Here is a 17,339-nt window from a genome sequence, read left to right as displayed (position 1 = left end):
GGCGAAGTCTCTAGAGGATTCCCAAATACTTGTTCAGTTCGTATGGGGTGATGACCTGGCGGTACTCTTCCCATTCGGTGCGCTTGTTCGACAGGAACGAGTTGAACACCTGTTCGCCGAGGATCTCGGCCATGAGTTCCGACTCTTCCATAGCGCGCAATGCGTCGTGCAGGCTGCCGGGCAGCGGAACGTGGCCCGAAGCACGGCGTTCCGCCGTGGAGAGGCTCCAGACATCGTCCTCGGTCGGCTCCTCCAGCTCGTAGTCTTCGCGGATGCCCTTCAGGCCGGCGCCGAGCAAGACTGCATAGGCGAGGTACGGGTTCGCTGCCGAGTCGATCCCGCGGTATTCGACGCGGGCCGACTGGCCTTTGCCCGGCTTGTAGAGCGGCACGCGGACCAGTGCCGAACGGTTGTTGTGTCCCCACGAACGGTGGCTCGGCGCTTCTCCCCCGCCCCACAAGCGCTTGTACGAGTTCACGTACTGGTTGGTGATGGCGGTCATTTCCGGCGCGTGGTGCAGGATGCCTGCGATGAAGGAGCGCGCCACGTCGGAGAGCTGGTATTCGCGGCCTGCTTCGAAGAATGCGTTCGCATCGCCTTCGAACAATGAGAAGTGGGTGTGCATGCCGCTGCCCGGATGGTCGGCAAAGGGCTTGGGCATGAAGGTCGCGTGGATTCCCTTCTGCATCGCCATTTCCTTGATGACGGTACGGAAGGTCATGATGTTGTCGGCGGTCTGCAGCGCATCGGCGTAGCGCAAATCGATTTCGTTCTGGCCCGGGCCGTTTTCATGGTGGGAGAACTCCACCGAAATGCCCAGGGCTTCCAGCGTGGTCACCGACGCGCGGCGGAAGTCCTGTCCCACGCCATCTGGCACATGGTCGAAGTAGCCGCCGTTGTCGATCGGCTGCGGACGGCCATTGGCATCCAGCTGATCGTTCTGCAGCAAATAGAATTCGATCTCCGGATGGGTGTAGCAAGTGAAGCCCATGTTGGAGGCTTCGGCCAGCTGGCGCTTGAGCACCTGGCGCGGATCGGCGTTGGATGGCTGGCCTTCCGGAGTCAGGATGTCGCAGAACATGCGGGAAGTCGGTTCAACCTCGCCACGCCAAGGAAGAATCTGGAAGGTGGCAGGATCGGGCTGAAGCAGCATGTCAGATTCCGAGATCCGGGACAGTCCGTCAATGGAGGAACCGTCAAAGCCCAGACCTTCTTCGAAAGCATCTTCAACTTCAGCAGGAGCCAGGGCCACGGACTTGAGTGAACCAACCACGTCGGTAAACCACATTCGCACAAATCGAACGTCGCGTTCTTCAATGGTGCGCAGTACGAATTCCTGCTGACGATCCATTTTCCACCACCTTCGGGATTCTGATATCCGGCGCTGATTACAACCGGCAAGAAAATTGACCTGTGGCAACACTATATCGGGTCAGGACGGTCCCCACGATCTGCATCGCCCTGTCCAAGTGCGATAAAGTCGTTTCATGCCACAACCATACCTAGGGATTCCTGAAAAAGGCCCGTCCCGTATCCGTCTTCATCATTTGCAGAAGGCCAAGGACAATGGCGAAAAATTCGCGATGTTAACTGCTTATGACGTCATGATGGCCGAAATTTTCGATTCGGCGGGGATCGAGATCCTGCTGGTTGGCGACTCAGCCGCCAATACCGTCCTCGGCTACGAGTCCACGCTGCCGATCAGCCTCGACGAAATGATCGTCTTCACCAAAGCTGTTGCCAATGGCGCCAAGCGCGCGTTGGTCGTCGCCGACTTGCCGTTTGGCAGCTACGAGCAGTCTCCGGCACAGGCCGTGGCCACCGCGGTGCGCCTGATGAAGGAAGGCCATGCCCACGCGGTCAAGATGGAAGGCACCGCGCAATACGCCGAGCACGTTCGCGCCATGGTCCTTGCCGGTGTGCCCGTCATCGGGCACATCGGGTTCACCCCGCAGTCCGAGCATGCATTGGGCGGGTACCGCGTGCAGGGCCGCGGCGACGCCGTCGCGCAGATGAAGCACGACGCTGTCGCATTGCAAGATGCCGGCGCCTTCTGCATCCTGATGGAAATGGTGCCAAGCCCGGTCGCCGCCGAAATCGATGCCGCGCTGAAGGTCCCGACCATTGGCATCGGCGCCGGCAACTCCACCACCGGACAAGTCCTGGTCTGGCAGGACATGCTTGGCCTTGGCGGGGGCCGCACCCCACGCTTCGTCAAGAAGTACGCAGATCTGCGTGAGGTTATCGGCACCGCGGTGCGCGAATACCACCAGGACGTCGTAGCCGGCGCTTTCCCGTCCGCAGAGTACGAATTCAAGGAATGAGACTGGCTCACGCCGCATAGCACAATGGTGCGCTTCCAGGTTGCCCAACCCGGAAGCGCACCATCCTGCCATTCACAGCACCGCTGGGCCCGGTGCCTTCAGCGACTACTGGTCGTCTTCCTCCGCCTCGTCCCAGGCTTCATTGCGGGCCTGGACCTTCGCCATCGCGGCTTCGGCTTCAGCAACCGTGTCATATGGCCCGAGCAATTGCGACCAATCAGACTGCGGGCCCTTCTCCACGGTCTTGGTTGAGACGTTGTACCAGTACTGGCCTTCACCCGGGGTGCCAACTGAGCTCATGGAAAACTCCTCTAATCTCGAAACCTGCTATTGCTTCCACGGTATCCCAACCGGTGGAAAATAGGTGCAACACCACCAGTTCTTTCGGCTATCTCTTGGTGAGGCTGAAGATACCTGTAGCTAGAATAAAAGCATGGCTATTGCTTCAACTGCACCACTTGGAAATCTCACCGCCGGCACGGTATCCCCGGAACTTCCGGTACCGAAACACATCGAACGTCCCGAATACGTTGGCAAGAAGGAACCTGCCGCCAACACGGCTTCCGAAGTCAAAAGCCCAGAAGTCATCGAGCGCATCCGGATAGCTTCCAAGATTGCCGCCCAGGCGCTGCAGGAAGTGGGCAGGGCCTGCCAGCCAGGGATAACCACGGATCAGCTGGATCGTCTGGGCCATGAATTCCTCATGGATCACAACGCGTACCCGTCAACCTTGGGCTACCGCGGATTCCCCAAGTCACTGTGCTCGTCATTGAACGAAGTCATCTGCCATGGCATCCCGGACACGACCGTGTTGCAAGACGGGGACATCATCAATATCGATATCACCGCTTATATTGGCGGCGTTCACGGAGACAACAACGCCACCTTCCTGGTCGGTGACGTGGATGAAGAATCCCGCCTGCTGGTTGAGCGCACCGAGAATTCGCTGAAGCGCGCCATCAAAGCCGTGATGCCAGGACGCGAGATCAACGTCATTGGCCGAAGCATTGAAACCTACGCCAAGCGGTTCGGCTACGGCGTGGTCCGGGACTTCACCGGCCACGGAGTGGGAGAAGCCTTCCACTCCGGATTGATCATTCCGCACTATGATGCGGCCCCCGGCTACAACACCCTGATTGAACCGGGCATGGTCTTCACCATCGAACCGATGCTCACCTTGGGCACCATCGAATGGGATATGTGGGAGGACGATTGGACCGTGACGACCAAGGACAAGAAGCGCACCGCGCAGTTCGAGCACACCCTGCTCGTCACCGACGACGGCGCCGAAATCCTCACGCTGCCATAAGCGACTGCCCAGCCTAGCGCAAACGCCAGTGTCCCCAGCCTCGAAAGGCTATGGGCACTGGCGTTTTGCTTTGTACGAAGGCGGCTAGTCGGCCGAAAGCGGACGCTGGGTTCCCTGCGGAACCTTGCCCCGGCGGTCGCGCAAGCGTGCAATGGCCGTCTCGAAATCAGTCAACGACTGGAAGTTATGATAGACACTGGCAAAGCGCAGGTAGGCGACCTCGTCAAGGCGCGATAGCGGCTCCAGAATTGCCAGGCCCACCTGGTGCGCCGGGATTTCGGCGGCACCGGAGGTCCGGACCGCCTCTTCGACTTCCTGGGCCAGGATTGCAAGGTCGTGATCGGTGACCGGACGGCCCTGGCAGGCCTTGCGGACGCCGTTGATGACCTTGTTACGTGAGAACGGTTCTACGGCACCGGACTGCTTGAGCACGTTCAGGCTCGCAGTTTCGGTAGTGGTGAAACGGCGCGAGCAGGCAGTGCATTGGCGGCGGCGACGGATTGAGACGCCGTCGTCGGCCACTCGACTATCGACCACTCGGGAATCGGCATTACGGCAATACGGGCAGTTCACGGCACCTCCATCTGTAGCCCAACAAGTATTCTCGCGCACCTGCGGCGGCAAGAATCAACTCATGTCACCTATCAGTTTAGCGTCTATTGCGCGTTTCGCACCGCGACCGCGTCGCCATGGGCCGGCAGGTCCTCGGCATTGGCAAGATTTATCACGTGAGCGGCCACTTCGCCCAGTGCCGCCTTGTCGTAGTTGATTACCTGGATGGCCTTCAGGAAAGTGTTCACATTCAGGCCCGAGGCGTGCAGCGCCGTGCCGCTGGTTGGCAGCACGTGATTGGAACCTGCGCAGTAGTCGCCCAAGGACACCGGAGCGTAGGCTCCGACGAAAATGGCACCGGCCGCGGTGATGCGGGCGGCGGTGGCTTCCGCGTCGGCCACCATGATTTCCAGGTGCTCGGCAGCGTACGCATTGCACACCTCGATGCCCTGCTCCAGGTCCTTGACCAGAATGATGGCAGACTGGGTACCCGACAGCGCTTCGGTCACGCGGGCCGTGTGCTTCGTGGCGGCTACCTGCTTTTCAAGTTCCTTGCGCACGCCGGCCGCCAGGTCCGGCGAATCGGTTATCAGCACGGCCGCAGCGTTGGCATCGTGTTCTGCCTGCGAGATCATGTCTGCGGCGACAAAGCCCGGGTCGGCTCCCTGATCGGCAAGGATGGCAATTTCCGTGGGACCTGCTTCAGCATCGATTCCCACCACGCCCTTCACCAGTCGCTTGGCGGTGGCCACGAACACGTTGCCCGGGCCGGAGATCACGTCCACCGGTTCGATGCCGCCGCGTTCGTCGTTGGGCACCTCCACCCCGTAAGCGAACGCTGCAACAGCCTGGGCGCCGCCCATGGCGTGCACCTCATCGATGCCCAGCAGCTTGGCCGCAGCCAGGATGGTTGGGTGCGGCAGGCCGCCAAATTCCTTCTGCGGCGGGCTGGCCAGGGCCAGCGAGCTGACCCCGGCAGCCTGGGCAGGCACCGCATTCATGATGACCGAGGAAGGATAGACGGCCAGGCCGCCTGGGACGTACAAGCCGACGCGGCGCACCGGGACCCACCGCTGGGTGACGGTTGCACCGTTGGCGTAGCGCACTTCGGCGTCGTCTGGGCGCTGGGCCTTGGCGAAGACGCGGGCGCGGTCAATGGATTCTTCCAATGCCCGGCGGACCTTCGGTTCCAGTTCTTCCAGGGCACGGTCCAGTTCGTGCTGCGGCACGCGAGTGTGTTCCAGCTCGACATGGTCAAAGCGCTTGGAAAGGTCCTTGAGCGTCTCCATGCCATGGGCGCGCACATCGTCGATGATCTGCTGCACTGCGTCGGCAGCGGTCTGGGAGTTCACCGCCGGGCGGGGCAGTTTGGCCTTCAGCTGCGCGTAGCTCAGGGATTCGTTGCGCCAATCGAGGGTGGCGAGTGCCGAGAATTCAGTTTCTGGAATAGTGCTCACCTTCCTAGTTTAACGCTGATGGCCGGGGAAGGTTTTATTAGTTACCTTCCCCGGTCATCGGGTCGGCCATTCGGGTTCCTACACGTCCAGGCAGTGCGGGCCGAGCAGGACCTTCAAATCGCCGAACAGCGCGGGGTTCGGGTTGACCCGGAAGTTCATGCCCAGGCGCATCAGCGAGGTGCCGCGGCTTCCGGTGAGCTTGACCCGCACCTCGGTGTTGCCGCTGTGCGTGCGCAGCACATCGCCGAGTTTCTGCACCAGGGTTTCGGTGGCCTTGTGGGTTGGAATGCCGATGACTACCGGTCCCCCGTTGGCGTCCTCGGAAATTTCCGGGATCATCATTTCCTGCGCGTTCAGGGTGATCGAACCGTCATCGCGGCGCTGCACGCGTCCCTTGACCACTACGATCAGGTCATCGGCCAGGATCTCGGCGATCGGCTGGTAGGCCTGGCCGAAGAACATGACTTCCATTGAGCCTGAGAGGTCCTCGATCTCGCAGCGGGCATACGGGTTGCCGCTCTTCTTGGCGATGCGGCGCTGCAGGCCGGAAATCATGCCGGCGATCGAAATGATGTGGCCGTCCTGCGGACCGTCGTCCGAGAGCACGTGCGTGACCGGCATATCGGCGTACTGCTCCAGGGCGGAGCCCAGGCCCTGCAGCGGGTGGTCGGAGACGTACAGGCCGAGCATGTCGCGCTCGTAGGCCAGCTTTTCCTTCTTGTCCCAGTCGGGAATGTCGGGGATCGCCACATGCATGGACTCGGAGGATTCCTCGGCACCCAGGGCACTGAACAGGTCGAACTGGTTGGCGGCCTCGTTGCGCTTGACCTGGATCACCGAATCCACGGCTTCTTCGTGGATGGCCACCAGCGCCCGGCGCGGATGCTTCATGGAGTCGAAGGCGCCGGCCTTGATCAGCGATTCAATGGTCCGCTTGTTGCAGACCACGGCCGGGACCTTGCCCAGGAAATCGTTGAAGTCGTTGTAGTGGCCCTTCTCCGTGCGGGCTTCGACCATGCCGGCCACCGCGTTGGTTCCGACGTTGCGGATCGCGCCCATGCCGAAGCGGATGTCCTTGCCCACTGGGGTGAAGTTCAATGCCGATTCGTTGACATCCGGCGGCAGCACGGTGATGCCGATGTGGCGGCATTCGTTCAGGTACAGCGCCAGCTTGTCCTTGTCGTCGCCCACCGAGGTCAGCAGCGCAGCCATGTATTCAGCCGGGTAGTGCGCCTTGAGGTAGGCGGTCCAGTAGGAGACGACGCCGTAGGCCGCCGAGTGGGCTTTGTTGAAGGCATAATCGGAGAAGGGCAGCAGGATGTCCCACAGGGTCTGCACGGCCTGATCGGAGTAGCCGTTGTCGTTCATGCCCTGCTTGAAGCCGGCGAACTGCTTGTCCAGCTCGGCTTTCTTCTTCTTGCCCATGGCGCGGCGCAGGATGTCTGCCTGGCCCAGCGAGTAGCCGGCCAGCTTCTGCGCAATAGCCATAACCTGCTCCTGGTACACGATCAGGCCGTAGGTGCCGCCGAGGATTTCTTCCAGCGGCTCGGCCAGCTCCGGGTGGATTGGGGTGACTTCCTGCAACCCGGTCTTGCGCAGCGCATAGTTGGTGTGCGAGTTGGCGCCCATGGGGCCCGGACGATACAGCGCGATCACTGCGGAAATGTCCTCGAAGTTATCCGGGCGCATCATCTTCAGCAGCGAACGCATCGGGCCGCCATCGAGCTGGAACACGCCCAGGGTATCTCCACGGGCCAGCAGCTTGTAGGCCTCGGGGTCCTCGATGGTCAGGGTTTCGAGATCGATTTTCTTGCCGGTGTTGTACTCGATGTTCTCCAGCGCATCGGAAATAATGGTGAGGTTGCGCAACCCCAGGAAGTCCATCTTGATCAGCCCCAGGCCTTCGCAGGTCGGGTAGTCGAACTGGGTGATGACCTGGCCATCCTGGATACGGCGCATGATCGGGATGACGTTGATGATCGGGTCCGAACTCATGATCACGCCGGCGGCGTGCACGCCCCACTGGCGCTTCAGCCCTTCCAGGCCCTTGGCGGTCTCGAAGACGCGTGCCGCCTCCGGGTCATTTGCCACCAGGTTGCGGAAATCGCCGGCTTCGGAGTAGCGCTTGGATTCCGGATTGTCGATGTCGTTGAGCGGGATGTCCTTGGCCATCACCGCCGGCGGCAGCGCCTTGGTAAGGGATTCGCCCATGCTGAATGGGTAGCCGAGCACGCGCGAGGAGTCCTTCAGCGCCTGCTTGGTCTTGATCGAGCCGTAGGTCACGATCATCGATACGCGCTCATCGCCGTACTTTTCGGTCACGTACTTGATGACCTCGGAACGACGGCGATCATCGAAGTCGACGTCGAAGTCGGGCATGGAAACACGTTCCGGGTTCAGGAAGCGCTCGAAGATCAGGCCGTGCCTCAGCGGGTCGAGGTCGGTGATGCGCATGGCGTAGGCGACCATGGAACCTGCACCGGAACCGCGTCCCGGGCCTACGCGGATGCCGTGGTCCTTGGACCAGTTGATGAAGTCGGCCACCACCAGGAAATATCCCGGGAAGCCCATCTTGATGATGACGTCCAGCTCGTAGTCCGCTTGCTTGCGCGACTCGTCCGGGATGCCGTTCGGGTAGCGGTAGTGCAGCCCCTTGTCGACCTCCTTGATCAGCCAGCTGGTCTCGTCCTCCCCCGGCGGGCAGGGGAACTTCGGCATGTAGTTGGCGTTGGTGTCGAAGGAGACTTCAACACGGTCTGCGATCTCCAGGGTGTTGTCGCAGGCTTGCGGCAATTCCTTGAACAGCTCGCGCATCTCGCGCGCCGACTTCAGGTAGTAGCCGGTGCCGGAGAAGGCGAAGCGGCTGCCACCCTGGTCGTAGGTGGGCTCGTCGAGCGTGGATCCGGAGTTGATGGCCAGCAGCGCTTCGTGGGCCTTGGCATCGGATTCGTGGGTGTAGTGCAGGTCGTTGGTGGCCACCAGCGGAATGTCCAGTTCCTTGGCCAGGCGCAGCAAGTCCTTGGTGATGCGGCGTTCGATCTCCAGACCGTGGTCCATGATCTCGCAGTAGTAGTTTTCCTTGCCGAACAGATCCTGCAGTTCTGCCGCGGCGGCCTTGGCAGCGTCGTACTGGCCCAGGCGGAGCTTGGTCTGCACTTCACCCGATGGGCAGCCGGTGGTGGCGATTATGCCTTCGTGGTGGTCGTTGAGCAGCTCGCGGTCCCAGCGGGGATATTTGCCGAAAACGGAGTCCAGCGAGGCGCGGGAAGAACCCTTGAAGAGGTTGTCCATGCCCTTGTTGTTGTACGAGAGCAAGGTCATGTGGTTGTAGAGGCCGCCACCGGAGACGTCATCGCCCTTTTGCGATTCGTCGGTACGCCATTTCACGCGGGTCTTGTCATCGCGTGCGGTACCGGGGGTGACATAGGCTTCGACACCGATGATCGGCTTGACGCCGGCGCCGGTGGCCTGGCGCCAGAAATCGAAGGCACCGAACAGATATCCATGGTCGGTAATCGCCATGGCTTCCATGCCCTGCCGGTTGGCTTCAGCGAAGAGTTCGCCAAGCCGCGCCGCACCATCCAGCATGGAGTATTCGGTGTGGGTATGAAGATGGACAAATCCGTCACGTGTAGCACTCACCCAACCAGTCTAGCGATCAATCCTGGTCTTGGGCTCACCTCGGCGCGGTGCTGTGGCTAGCGCGACACAGGGTGCTGACGGCCAGTGGCCAGCAGCACCTTGGAGGCTAGTATCCGCCGTCGCGAAGCAGCTCGACGGCCCCTGCCAGATCCGCAGGATATTCGCTTTCGTATTCCATCCACTGGCCGGTCACCGGATGGGAAAAGCCCAGCCGCTTGGCATGAAGCCACTGGCGGGTCAGCCCCAGGGCGGCCCCCAGCTTGGGATCCGCGCCGTACGTCTGGTCTCCGGCGCAGGGATGGCCGAAGGCCGAGAAGTGGACACGGATCTGGTGGGTGCGTCCGGTTTCCAGATGCACCTCGACCAGAGAGGCCCGGCCAAAGGCTTCGATGACCTTGTAGTGGGTGACCGAGTCGCGTCCGCCTTCCAGGACGGCGAACTTCCAGTCGTGGCCCGGATGGCGTCCGATCGGCGCGTCGATGGTGCCCTCCATCGGGTCGGGCAAGCCCTGCACTACCGCGTGGTAGATCTTCTTCGGGGTGCGTTCCTTGAAGGCGCGCTTCAATTCGGTATAGGCGCGTTCGGTCTTCGCTACCACCATCAGGCCGCTGGTACCCACGTCCAGGCGGTGCACGATGCCTTGGCGTTCGGCGGCACCGGAAGTGGTGATGTTGTACCCCTCGGCCATGAGTGCGCCGACCACTGTCGGGCCGACCCAGCCTGGGGATGGATGGGCTGCGACGCCCACGGGCTTGTCGATGACCACATAGTCATCGTCGTCCGCGACAATCTTCAGCTCTTCCACTTTCTCAACCTTAATTTCTAATGGGTCTGCTTGCGGCGGGATGGTGACAACCAGCCGGTCGCCCGCCTTGATTTTCAAGGATTTGGTAATGGTGCGCCCGTTGACCTGGATCTGCGAGTCCTTGCAGAGGCTAGCGGACAAGGTTCGCGGGATCTGCAGGGATCGGGAGATATAGGCATCAAGGCGCGTGCCGGCATCGGCTGGTTCGACCAGCAGTTCGTGTATGGCGGTTTCCTTCGAGATCATGCGCTTGGTTCTGCTTCGCCCTTATCCGCCTGGTCCTTCTTGGGAGGATCGCCAATGCTGCCATCCAGGTTGCGGCCACGGATGAGCATGTACGCCACGGCGATCATGGAGCAGACAATGAACGAGTCTGCGACATTGAAGATCGCGAAGTGGTTGACGGACAGCATGTCCACCACATGCCCGAATCCGAAACCCGGTTCACGGAAGAGCCGGTCCACGACATTGCCCAGCACGCCTCCGAGCAGACAGCCCAGGGCGATGGCCCAGCTTCTGGCTAGCACCTTGCGGAAGAGCAGGTAGATGACATAGATCGCCACAGCGGATTGCAGGATCGCAAAGACGATCGTGAAGTCTTCGCCAATGGAGAACGCTGCACCGGGATTCAGGATGTAGTGGATGTTGAAGAACCCGGGAATCACTTCGATCGACTGCCCAAGCCGCATGTTCTGCTCAACGATAATCTTGACCGATTGGTCCAATACCAGCGCAATCAGAGCGATCACAAGGCCAAGGCCTACGTATTTCCTGGCCTTAGCGCCCGTGCTCCCGGATTGAACTGCGTCCACAGTGGTACCCATGATTTCCTCTTAAACGTCAACGGTGGTGACCGGAGTAAATCCGTACACCACCGTTGATCTTACTTGATAGCTAGATCAAGCCATGAACTGTCAGCGACTAGTTGGTCTTGCCTGCTGCGCCAGCATCGATCGAACCCTGGGACTCAAGGTCGCGCAGCTGTCCTTCGATGTAGGTCTTCAGGCGAGCACGGTAGTCGCGTTCGAAGCCACGCAGCTGCTCGAGCTTGCGCTCCAGTACCGACTTCTGCTGCTCAAGTGCCGAGAGGGTCTTGCGGCTCTTCTCTTCAGCGGTGGTGACCAAGGTGTTGGCTTCGGTCTTCGCTTCGGAGATGATCTTGTCGCGCTGCTCGACACCGGCGGCGACGTATTCGTCGTGCAGGCGCTGAGCCATGGACAGCACGTTGGCGGCAGATTCTGCGGATTCGGTGCGCGGAGCTGCAGCTGGTGCCGCTGCCGCGGCCGGAGCTGCAGGTGCCTTCTCTGCGGCAGCTGGCTTTGCTTCGGACTTCTTTTCCTCGGCTGGCTTGGCAGCCGGGGTTTCTGCCTTTGCGGGCTCTGCAGGCTTGGCTTCTGCCTTCTTCTCTTCAGCTGGCTTGGCAGCAGGAGTAGCTGGAGCGGCCGATACCGGCGCAGGAACAGCCTGTTCCTTCGATACTGAACCCGCATCTTCGCCGAGTTCGGCAAGGCGGCTGCGCAGAGCCTCGTTCTCACCGGTTAGGCGACGCAGTTCCACAACGATTTCGTCGAGGAAGTCATCTACCTCGTCTTGGTCGTAGCCTTCACGGAACTTGGTCGGCTGAAACCGCTTATTGACTACGTCTTCTGGCGTAAGAGCCATTGGGTCACCTCAATACTGGGATCATTTCCGCACGACCATTGTCTTGCCTTGCGAAACACTTACCGTTTTTGTCAGTGTCGCGACCGGTGAAGTCGGAGCACCATTTCCTAAAGGATATAACGATTTGGACAATTATTACGAAATCGAGCTTTCGCGCGAGTCTCTTATTCTCTGAATCTACAGCTTTTGACTGTTCAGGACAATCCCCGTGAAGCACGGAAATGCCCTAATCAGATCCCTGTACTGAGCCCAAGGTTACCTACCACCGCTTTAAGAATGATTACGACGATAAACAACACAAGAAACGACAGGTCAAGGCGGATTCCGCCAAGATCTAGGGGTTTGATCTTCCGGCGCAACCAACGCAGCGGAGGATCGGTAATTGACACGATTGCACTTGCGACAATCAATGCGATGCCTTTGGGTCGCCAGTGGCGAGCAAAGCTTTCCGTTACATCCAACACAATTCTCATCAAAAGCAGAATTTGGAGGATGGCTAACGCGAGATAGATGATCCCGAACACCATTTTGTGCGTTTGCTCCTGGTGTCTTAGCTCTGGTTAAAGAAGGTTGCTTGCGCTTCGGACTGCTTGCGGTCTTCACCGAGAACCTCAACGGTTGCCGGCGAGAGCAGGAAGACTTTGTTCGTAACTCGCTCGATGGAGCCATGCAGGGCGAAAACAAGACCCGCCGAGAAGTCTACGAGGCGCTTGGCATCGGTTTCACCCATGTCGGTGACATTCATAATCACCGGGATGCCGTCACGGAAGTTCTCACCGATGATCTTGGCATCGTTGTAAGAACGAGGGTGGACGGTAGTAATCTGACGCAATTCGGAATCCTCATCCCGTACTGAAGGGGCACGCTTAATAGGGGTGACCGGAGCACGGTATTCCGTCTCTGGTTCTCTAGCTTGAGTTTGCGGCGCAGCTGGCCTCGCGGCAGGCTGTGGGCGTGGGGCTTCGGCAGGTCGCTTCGGAGCAGTGTCCTCAACCACCCGAACTTGGGTTTTGGGCTCAGCGTTTTGTGTCTGGGTCTCGTCCTGCTCGACGGCATCCGCCAAGCCGAGATAGACCATTGCCTTACGCAGTCCGTCAGCCACGATGTTTCTCCTCGTTTATCCCATGCATGCAACCCCATTGCATGCTTCCGCTAACTTCGACGCTACCGCACAAAATAATGCTGGCATCGTTCATTCGTTCAATTATTGGCGGTGTGTCGCGCACGCCTACGCAGCGGTCCAGATGAGACCGGCAAGGCGTCCGGAACGGCTTGAGCGTCGGTAGGAATAGTAGTTCTCATCTTCCAAAGTGCAGACTCCGGATTGCCGGACATCGACTCCGAGTCCGCGCAGCTCATCTTCGGCTGATGCCGGAAGATCCAGTCCCGGAGTTCCCCAGCGCGTCGAGGTGCGAATCCCGGGTCTCAACTGCTCGGATTCCTGGGCCATATCTTCGGGAACTTCATAGCATCGCCCGCAGATCGAAGGGCCAATCACAGCTTCCATCACATCGGCACCATGGGCTCTCAGGGCCTCGACGGTATTTTCCAGAATCCCGTCGAGCAGACCGCGCCGCCCGGCGTGGGTCGCCGCACTCAGGGTCTGCCCGCTTTGCGAGTTCCGGCCAACGAACAGAACCGGAAGGCAATCGGCCACCATTACCGCCAGGGGTTGGGCACCCGTGGCGTCCAGCAAGCCGTCGCAAGTTGGCGCTGCTGGTTCCAGCCAGGACGTGCGTTGCACCGGTTGCACTTCATGGACATCGGCGGAGTGCACCTGGTTCATGAAGTTCAGCGAGAAGCGTCGAACCCCGATCAAGTCTTCCAGCCTGGCCCGGTTCTCCGCCACGAGGCGGGGATCGTCGTTCACGTGCAGGGCAAGGTTGCCCTCGGCCTGCGAAGTGAATGCCAGTTGGATACTCGGATCGAGGTTCGACGCGAAATGTAGCACTGCTCAGCTTCTTGCTGTTTTTACTTCAGGAAGTCCGGGACATCCAGGTCATCGTTGGAGCCGTTCAGGTCCGAGTCGACAACATCTGGAAGGTCCTGGAAGGAGCTGGACTGCTCTGCGGCAGCTGGCTTCTCCTGGGCAGCCTGGGCCGGCTTCGCAGCTTCGGTTGGAGCCGGTGCCGGAGTTTCAGGAATGCTTGCTGGCACCTGTTCGGCCGGGCGCGAGGACACAGCTGGCTTTGCTGCGGCCGGGGCCATTGGCTTGCTGGTGACATCTGGCTCGTCGAAGCCGGCAGCAATCACGGTGACGCGTGCTTCATCGCCCAGGGCGTCGTCGATGACGGCACCGAAGATGATGTTGGCTTCCGGGTGGGCAACTTCCTGCACCAGACGTGCAGCTTCGTTGATTTCGAACAGGCCCAGATCCGAGCCGCCCTGGATGGAGAGCAGAACGCCATGGGCGCCATCGATGGAAGCTTCGAGCAATGGCGAAGCGATAGCCAATTCGGCGGCCTTCACTGCGCGATCTTCGCCCCGCGCCGAACCGATGCCCATCAATGCCGAGCCGGCGCCCTGCATGACGGACTTCACGTCGGCGAAGTCGAGGTTGATCAGACCCGAGGTGGTGATCAAGTCGGTGATGCCCTGAACACCGGAGAGCAGAACCTGGTCTGCCTGGCGGAATGCGTCCAGCACCGATACGTTGCGGTCCGAAATGGAGAGCAGTCGATCGTTAGGGATAACAATGAGGGTATCGACTTCGTCACGCAGAGCTTCGATTCCCGACTCGGCGGAGTTCGCACGACGACGGCCTTCGAAGGTGAATGGACGGGTGACCACACCGATGGTCAGCGCACCAAGCGAGCGGGCGATGCGTGCCACGACCGGCGCGCCACCGGTACCGGTGCCGCCGCCTTCGCCGGCGGTCACGAAGACCATGTCGGCGCCGCGCAGGACATCTTCGATTTCTTCTACGTGATCTTCTGCTGCCTGGCGTCCCACATCCGGGTTGGCGCCAGCGCCCAGGCCACGAGTCAGTTCGCGTCCTACGTCCAGTTTGACGTCGGCATCACTCATAAGCAGAGCCTGGGCATCGGTGTTAATGGCGATGAATTCCACGCCCTTGAGACCGACTTCGATCATTCGATTGACTGCGTTTACACCGCCACCGCCGATTCCGACGACTTTAATGACCGCGAGGTAATTCTGTGGAGCTGCCACGTCCCGCTTCCCTTGTTAGATGTGCTACATATTTCACGACTCCAGCCAAAAACCTTAACCTTTAGCCTTAAGGTTAAGAATCTGTCAAGCTGTCGTTATTAGAAACGCTATGAGTCGAGTGGTCTTTCTGCAACGACCGCCTAGGCGTGTCGCTTATTCAAGACTATCTTTCCAGAATTTCTTGGCTTATTGGTCTTCCCGCGCCCAGAGCGCCGCGACTTAATACACCACGGGATTTTCCGGGTTGGTGACGTCGATTGTCGTCTTGGCCGCATGCTTTTTCTCGAGCTCTTTCAAGAAAATCAGTGCAACTTCATTTTTCAGGGCCGCCTTCTTCGCGTCTCCCCAAATCAACGTGCGGTTCTTCGGCAATGCCAATTCGGCAAAGCCGGCCTTGGACAGCGATGCGGTTGACACTTCTTCGAGCACTTTCTTGTCAACCGTGCTCAAGATACCGGTCAGCAGCTTGAACTGCTCAGCATCGGCAGTGACGTCACTGGCCTTAATCTTGGGAAGCTTGTCCTTGTCCTTCTTGCCGACGGTGCGAAGCTTCTTGCCTGTCTCGGAAACCAGGTATTCCTTCTTGCCTTCCAGCAAGATCGCCACCGGGACGGCTTCGATCACCTCCACCACCAAGGTATTGGGCATCTGCGCCTTGACTACGATCTCATTGATGGCGGGCTGGTCTCCGATGAGCTCCTGGACCTTGGCTTCGGAGATCCGCGGCAGCGGGGTGCCCTTCAGCGGTTCCAGGGACTCCCCCAACTTCTTGGAATCCACCAGCTTGGTGCCAGTGACTTCAATCTTCTTGGCAGCGATCACCGGCGAGAAGCTCAAGATCAGAACTGCAGCGAGGCTGAGCACGACAATGCAGGCCGCGACAATAATCAGGATCTTGCGCCGCTTCTTCTCCGGGTTCTCCGGAAGTTCTACGACTTTTGCTGCTTCACCCATGGATCACCTTGGTAGACGGAATGGGGCCGATCGCTGCGGCCCGGGACTCTGGACGGAAGTTGTCAGCTCAGGGACTTCACGATGTCTGGGCCCAGCGCGGTAACATCTCCAGCGCCAATGGTCATGATGACATCGCCCGGCTCGGCCTGCTCAACCGCATGCGCAACCGCGGCTGCCGGCACCAGAACCTGCGACGGGACTTCGATGCGCGAGGCAATCAATTCGCTGGTTACCCCTTCGATCGGCTCTTCACGTGCCGGATAGATATCCAGCACGGCTACCGAATCAGCCAAGGACAAGGCCTGCGCAAATTGGCGGTAGAACTCCTGGGTGCGGCTGAACAGGTGCGGCTGGAAAACAACGTGCAGCCGGCCGTTGCCTGCCACGGTGCGACCTGCAGTCAAAGCAGCCTGCACTTCGGTTGGGTGGTGCGCATAGTCGTCGTAGACCCGGACACCAGCAGCCTCTCCCTTGAATTCGAACCGACGGGCTGCACCGGAAAAGCTGGAGAGCGCCTGCAGCGCTTCGTCGACATCCACGCCTGCGTCGATGCCGACTGACAGCGCGGCGGCCGCGTTGAGCAAATTGTGCTGGCCGGGCACTGCCAGGTCCATGATCCGGCTCTGTCCGCTGCCCCATTCGATGGTCGCGGTGAACCGGCCATCGTCGGTGGCGCGGGCGTCGGACAGCCTGCGGTCGGCATGTTCACTGAAGCCATAGGTCTGGACCCGGATATCCGGGCGCTCTGCGCGCATCTTGTGCGCCAAGGCATTGGCTCCTTCATCGTCGGCGCAGCAGATCAGCAGGCCGTCGGCTGGCAGCAGCCGGGCGAAGTCGACGAAGGCCTGGTGCACCGCTTCAGCAGTGCCGTAGTGGTCCAGGTGATCGGCCTCTACGTTGGTCACGATGATGACGTCCGGCCGGTAGTTGAGGAAGGAGGCGTCGGATTCGTCGGCTTCCGCCACAAAGTAGGATCCGGCACCGAGTTCGGCGTTGGTGCCCAGGCTTGGAATGTTCGCGCCTACCGCGAAGCTTGGACGTGCGCCGATGGTCTTGAGCATGTGCGCGGTCAGCGAAGTGGTGGTGGTCTTGCCGTGGGTGCCGGCGATGGCCACGATCTTCTCGTGGCCGCGCATCGTTGCTTCCAGGCCTTCGGAGCGGTGCAGGATGCGCAGTCCGCGACGCACGGCTTCATCGTATTCCGGATTGCCTGCTTTGATGATCGAGGAAATCACCACGGTGTCAGCGTCGCCCAGGTTCGCGGCATCGTAGCCTACATGGATGCGTGCTCCTCGCTCGCGCAGCCCGTCGAGCACCGGCAGATCCTTGGCATCGGTTCCGGAGACGGTCAGTCCGTAGTCGAGCATCAGCCGTGCAACCGCTGATACGCCAACCCCGCCTACACCCATCAGGTGCACCTTGCCCAGATCGGAGTTCAGTTCGTCGGCTCGCAGTGCCATGGT

The 17,339-nt window shown here is 60.3% G+C and carries 16 protein-coding genes; 2 read left to right on the top strand and 14 right to left on the bottom strand.

The features are described from left to right. Positions 1-10: 10 nt before the first annotated feature. Positions 11-1,351 (bottom strand): type I glutamate--ammonia ligase, encoded by a 1,341-nt coding sequence (glnA, locus tag BKX98_RS02340; RefSeq protein WP_038993843.1) that lies wholly within the window; start codon positions 1,349-1,351, stop codon positions 11-13. 136 nt (positions 1,352-1,487) lie between these two features. Between glnA and panB the strand changes: the two genes are divergently transcribed. After that, entirely contained in the window at positions 1,488-2,324 is an 837-nt protein-coding gene (gene panB, locus BKX98_RS02335) for a 3-methyl-2-oxobutanoate hydroxymethyltransferase (protein ID WP_038993844.1), read from the top strand. Positions 2,325-2,429: 105 nt separating this feature from the next. Here panB and BKX98_RS02330 read toward each other — a convergent pair whose 3' ends face one another. Next, positions 2,430-2,624 (bottom strand): hypothetical protein, encoded by a 195-nt coding sequence (locus BKX98_RS02330; RefSeq protein WP_038993845.1) that lies wholly within the window; start codon positions 2,622-2,624, stop codon positions 2,430-2,432. Positions 2,625-2,757: 133 nt separating this feature from the next. On the opposite strand from BKX98_RS02330, the gene map reads away from it, so the two are divergent. After that, positions 2,758-3,633, top strand: a complete 876-nt coding sequence (gene map / locus BKX98_RS02325) for a type I methionyl aminopeptidase (protein ID WP_073706025.1) — start codon at positions 2,758-2,760, stop codon at positions 3,631-3,633. Between the two features lie 84 nt (positions 3,634-3,717). On the opposite strand, the gene nrdR is transcribed toward map, so the two are convergent. The 12 genes from nrdR to murC form a co-directional block, all read right to left on the bottom strand. Beyond that, a complete protein-coding gene (nrdR, locus tag BKX98_RS02320; protein WP_073706024.1) occupies positions 3,718-4,206 on the bottom strand; it encodes a transcriptional regulator NrdR in 489 nt (162 codons plus the stop codon). A gap of 83 nt (positions 4,207-4,289) precedes the next feature. Further along, on the bottom strand, positions 4,290-5,642 hold the full coding sequence (gene hisD / locus BKX98_RS02315; protein WP_073706023.1) for a histidinol dehydrogenase: 1,353 nt from the start codon (positions 5,640-5,642) through the stop codon (positions 4,290-4,292). Positions 5,643-5,720: 78 nt separating this feature from the next. Then, positions 5,721-9,284, bottom strand: coding sequence for a DNA polymerase III subunit alpha (gene dnaE, locus BKX98_RS02310; protein WP_073706022.1), 3,564 nt, complete (start codon positions 9,282-9,284; stop codon positions 5,721-5,723). A gap of 106 nt (positions 9,285-9,390) precedes the next feature. Next, positions 9,391-10,335 (bottom strand): RluA family pseudouridine synthase, encoded by a 945-nt coding sequence (locus BKX98_RS02305; protein ID WP_073706021.1) that lies wholly within the window; start codon positions 10,333-10,335, stop codon positions 9,391-9,393. After that, entirely contained in the window at positions 10,332-10,838 is a 507-nt protein-coding gene (gene lspA, locus BKX98_RS02300) for a signal peptidase II (RefSeq protein WP_233125262.1), read from the bottom strand. The genes BKX98_RS02305 and lspA overlap by 4 nt, the downstream gene beginning before the upstream one ends. 172 nt (positions 10,839-11,010) lie before the next feature. Then, positions 11,011-11,751 (bottom strand): DivIVA domain-containing protein, encoded by a 741-nt coding sequence (locus BKX98_RS02295; RefSeq protein ID WP_038990514.1) that lies wholly within the window; start codon positions 11,749-11,751, stop codon positions 11,011-11,013. 230 nt (positions 11,752-11,981) lie between these two features. Beyond that, on the bottom strand, positions 11,982-12,278 hold the full coding sequence (locus tag BKX98_RS02290; protein ID WP_073706020.1) for a YggT family protein: 297 nt from the start codon (positions 12,276-12,278) through the stop codon (positions 11,982-11,984). Between the two features lie 23 nt (positions 12,279-12,301). Beyond that, positions 12,302-12,853, bottom strand: coding sequence for a cell division protein SepF (locus BKX98_RS02285; RefSeq protein WP_038990516.1), 552 nt, complete (start codon positions 12,851-12,853; stop codon positions 12,302-12,304). Positions 12,854-12,979: 126 nt separating this feature from the next. After that, positions 12,980-13,702: a polyphenol oxidase family protein gene (locus BKX98_RS02280; protein ID WP_073706019.1), complete on the bottom strand. Its 723-nt coding sequence runs from the start codon at positions 13,700-13,702 to the stop codon at positions 12,980-12,982. 20 nt (positions 13,703-13,722) lie between these two features. Continuing rightward, positions 13,723-14,922, bottom strand: coding sequence for a cell division protein FtsZ (gene ftsZ, locus BKX98_RS02275; RefSeq protein ID WP_073706018.1), 1,200 nt, complete (start codon positions 14,920-14,922; stop codon positions 13,723-13,725). Between the two features lie 219 nt (positions 14,923-15,141). Further along, entirely contained in the window at positions 15,142-15,876 is a 735-nt protein-coding gene (locus tag BKX98_RS02270; RefSeq protein ID WP_073706017.1) for a cell division protein FtsQ/DivIB, read from the bottom strand. A gap of 62 nt (positions 15,877-15,938) precedes the next feature. Then, on the bottom strand, positions 15,939-17,336 hold the full coding sequence (murC, locus tag BKX98_RS02265; protein WP_073706016.1) for a UDP-N-acetylmuramate--L-alanine ligase: 1,398 nt from the start codon (positions 17,334-17,336) through the stop codon (positions 15,939-15,941). Positions 17,337-17,339 lie beyond the last annotated feature (3 nt).

It is taken from the genome of Glutamicibacter sp. 0426 (assembly GCF_001906485.1).
Classification (GTDB): domain Bacteria; phylum Actinomycetota; class Actinomycetes; order Actinomycetales; family Micrococcaceae; genus Glutamicibacter; species Glutamicibacter nicotianae.
This window is presented reverse-complemented; position numbering and strand designations above follow the sequence as displayed.

Bases quoted from the DNA above. Each gene is read 5' to 3' on its own strand.
- glnA (WP_038993843.1), bottom strand. From the start codon at position 1,351: ATGGATCGTCAGCAGGAATTCGTACTGCGCACCATTGAAGAACGCGAC.
- panB (WP_038993844.1), top strand. From the start codon at position 1,488: ATGCCACAACCATACCTAGGGATTCCTGAAAAAGGCCCGTCCCGTATC.
- BKX98_RS02330 (WP_038993845.1), bottom strand. From the start codon at position 2,624: ATGAGCTCAGTTGGCACCCCGGGTGAAGGCCAGTACTGGTACAACGTC.
- map (WP_073706025.1), top strand. From the start codon at position 2,758: ATGGCTATTGCTTCAACTGCACCACTTGGAAATCTCACCGCCGGCACG.
- BKX98_RS02305 (WP_073706021.1), bottom strand. From the start codon at position 10,335: ATGATCTCGAAGGAAACCGCCATACACGAACTGCTGGTCGAACCAGCC.
- BKX98_RS02295 (WP_038990514.1), bottom strand. From the start codon at position 11,751: ATGGCTCTTACGCCAGAAGACGTAGTCAATAAGCGGTTTCAGCCGACC.
- BKX98_RS02290 (WP_073706020.1), bottom strand. From the start codon at position 12,278: ATGGTGTTCGGGATCATCTATCTCGCGTTAGCCATCCTCCAAATTCTG.
- BKX98_RS02270 (WP_073706017.1), bottom strand. From the start codon at position 15,876: ATGGGTGAAGCAGCAAAAGTCGTAGAACTTCCGGAGAACCCGGAGAAG.
- murC (WP_073706016.1), bottom strand. From the start codon at position 17,336: ATGGCACTGCGAGCCGACGAACTGAACTCCGATCTGGGCAAGGTGCAC.